Below are 2,760 nucleotides of genomic sequence, written 5' to 3'. Positions count from 1 at the left end.
CGCCCCGGCCGCCCCCGCGACCGGGGCGACCCCGGCGGCCGCCACCGGGGAGTCGGCAGCCGCCGCCGACCCGCTCGACCTCACCGAGGCCCGCGCCCACTGGATCGACCGCTCCACCGTCGTCTGGCCGCTGCCGGTGGAGCAGGGCGCCACCTGGCGGCTGCTGCACGACGCCACCGGCAGCCTGTCCGTGGCGGACGGCGAGGTCACCGGACCCGGCACCCCACTCACGCTGACCCCCACCACCCTCACCGACGAGCAGCGCGCACGCTTCCCCCACCTCGCGGACCAGCAGGCCTTCACCCTCGACGAGGCCGGCGCGGGCACCGCGGCCGAGGCGCTGCGGGGACAGCTCGTCGCCGAGCACCGCGGCCCGGACGGCGCCCTGCTGCACGCGACCGGGGTGCAGATCCCCGGCGTGCTCGACGACCTCTACGCGGCGGAGGCGACCGCCGCCACCCTCGGCCCCTCCTTCCCCGACTCCGCCCACGGCGCGGCGGCCACGGACCGGCACTCCGGTGCGCCGCATCTCGCGGTGTGGGCGCCGACGGCACAGCAGGTCCGAGTGGAGGTCGACGGTGAACTCCACCCGATGCGGCGCGACGACGCCACCGGCGTCTGGTCCGCCACCGGCCCCGCGGACTGGTACGGCGCCGCCTACCGCTACCACGTGACGGTCTGGGCGCCGGAGGCCGGCGCCGTCGTCACCAACGAGGTGACCGACCCGTACTCCACCGCGCTCACGACGGACTCCGCGCACAGCCTGGTCGTGGACCTCGCCGACCCGGCGCTCGCCCCCGACGGCTGGGCGGACGCCGCCAAGCCGGAGGCGGTCCCGATGGCCCGCGCGGCGATCCAGGAGATCCACGTCCGGGACTTCTCGGTGGCGGACCCCACCGCGGAACACCCCGGCCGCTACCTGGCGTTCGCCGAGCAGGACAGTGACGGGGTGCGGCAGTTGCAGCGGCTGTCGGACGCCGGAACCACCCACCTCCACCTGCTGCCCACCAACGACATCGGCTCCGTCCCCGAGAATCCCGCGGACCGGCGCGAACCGGACTGCGACCTGGCGTCCCTCGCCCCCGACTCGCCGCGGCAGCAGGAGTGCGTCGGGCAGGTCCGGGACCGCGACGCCTACAACTGGGGCTACGACCCGCTGCACTTCAACGTGCCGGAGGGCTCCTACGCCACCGACGCCGACGGCACCGCCCGGACCGTGGAGTTCCGCGAGATGGTGCGCGCGCTCAACGCGCGGGACCTGCGGGTCGTGGTCGACGTGGTCTACAACCACACCTTCGCCGCCGGCCAGGACGACCGGTCGATCCTGGACCGGGTCGTCCCGGGCTACTACCACCGGCTGCTGGCGGACGGCAGCGTCGCCGACTCCACCTGCTGCCCGAACACCGCCCCCGAGCACGCCATGATGGGGAAGCTGACCGTCGACTCCGTCGTGCTCTGGGCGCGCCACTACCGCGTGGACGGCTTCCGGTTCGACCTGATGGGCCACCATCCCAAGCAGAACCTGCTCGACGTCCGCGCCGCCCTCGACGCGCTCACCCCGGAGCGGGACGGTGTGGACGGCAGCGCCGTCGTCCTCTACGGCGAGGGCTGGAACTTCGGCGAGGTCGCCGACGACGCCCGCTTCGAGCAGGCCACCCAGCGGAACATGGCCGGCACCGGCATCGCCACCTTCTCCGACCGGGCTCGCGACGCCGTGCGCGGCGGGGGCCCCTTCGACGAGGACCCCGGCGTCCAGGGCTTCGGCTCCGGCCTGTGGAGCGACCCCAACGGCTCCCCGGCCAACGGCAGTTCCGAGGAGCAGCTCCGGCGGCTCCTCAGCCACCAGGACCTGATCAAGGTGGGGCTGACCGGCAACCTCGCCGACTACCGGTTCACCGACTCCCGCGGCCGGGAGGTGACCGGCGCCGAGGTGGACTACAACGGCTCACCGGCCGGCTACACCGCCGCCCCCGGGGAGGCCGTCGCCTACGTCGACAAGCACGACAACGAGGCGCTGTTCGACGCGCTCGCCTACAAGCTCCCGGCGGACACCGCCCCCGCCGACCGGGCGAGGATGCAGGTGCTGGCCACGGCCACCGCGCTGCTCTCGCAGGGCGCCGTCTTCGGGCAGGCCGGGACGGAGCTGCTGCGCTCCAAGTCGCTGGACCGCAACAGCTACGACTCGGGCGACTGGTTCAACGCGATCCACTGGAACTGCGAGGCCGGCAACGGCTTCGGCCGCGGCCTGCCGCCGGCGTGGGACAACGAGGACAAGTGGCCCTGGGCCGCGCCGCTCCTCACCGAGGAGTCGCTGCGGGTGGGGTGCGCCGAGATCCGCGCCGCCGAGGGCGCCTACCGCGACCTCCTCACCATCCGCACCGCCGAGGACGCCTTCGGGCTGACGACCCTCGACGAGGTGCAGCGCACGGTGTCGTTCCCGCTGTCCGGCACGGAGCACGAGGCGCCGGGGGTCATCACGATGCGCGCCGGTGACCTCGTGGTGGTCCTCAACGCCACCCCGGGGGCGACCCGCCAGCACCATCCGTCCTTCCGCGGTGCCGGGTTCGCCCTCCACCCGGTGCAGGAGGAGGGTGCCGACCCGGTGGTGCGCGAGGCGTCCTTCGACGCGGCGGACGGCACCTTCGAGGTGCCGGGCCGGACCGTGGCGGTCTTCACCCTCGGCTGACGGCTGACGGCTGACGGCTGGCGCTTGTCGGTTGAGACGGCGGGGCGCGCCGCCGAGGCGGGGCGCCCCGCCGG

1 protein-coding gene is annotated in these 2,760 nt (G+C 74.6%); it reads left to right on the top strand.

All coding sequences use genetic code 11. The features are described from left to right. A partial coding sequence (pulA, locus tag HCN56_RS22855) for a pullulanase-type alpha-1,6-glucosidase (RefSeq protein WP_167974145.1) occupies positions 1 to 2,686 on the top strand: 2,686 nt, incomplete at its 5' end. Between the last annotated feature and the right edge of the window lie 74 nt (positions 2,687 to 2,760).

The organism is Streptomyces lonarensis (genome assembly GCF_012033735.1).
Classification (GTDB): domain Bacteria; phylum Actinomycetota; class Actinomycetes; order Streptomycetales; family Streptomycetaceae; genus Streptomyces; species Streptomyces lonarensis.
Note: the sequence above shows the minus strand (reverse complement) of the source record. Positions and strands in the feature narration are given on the sequence as shown.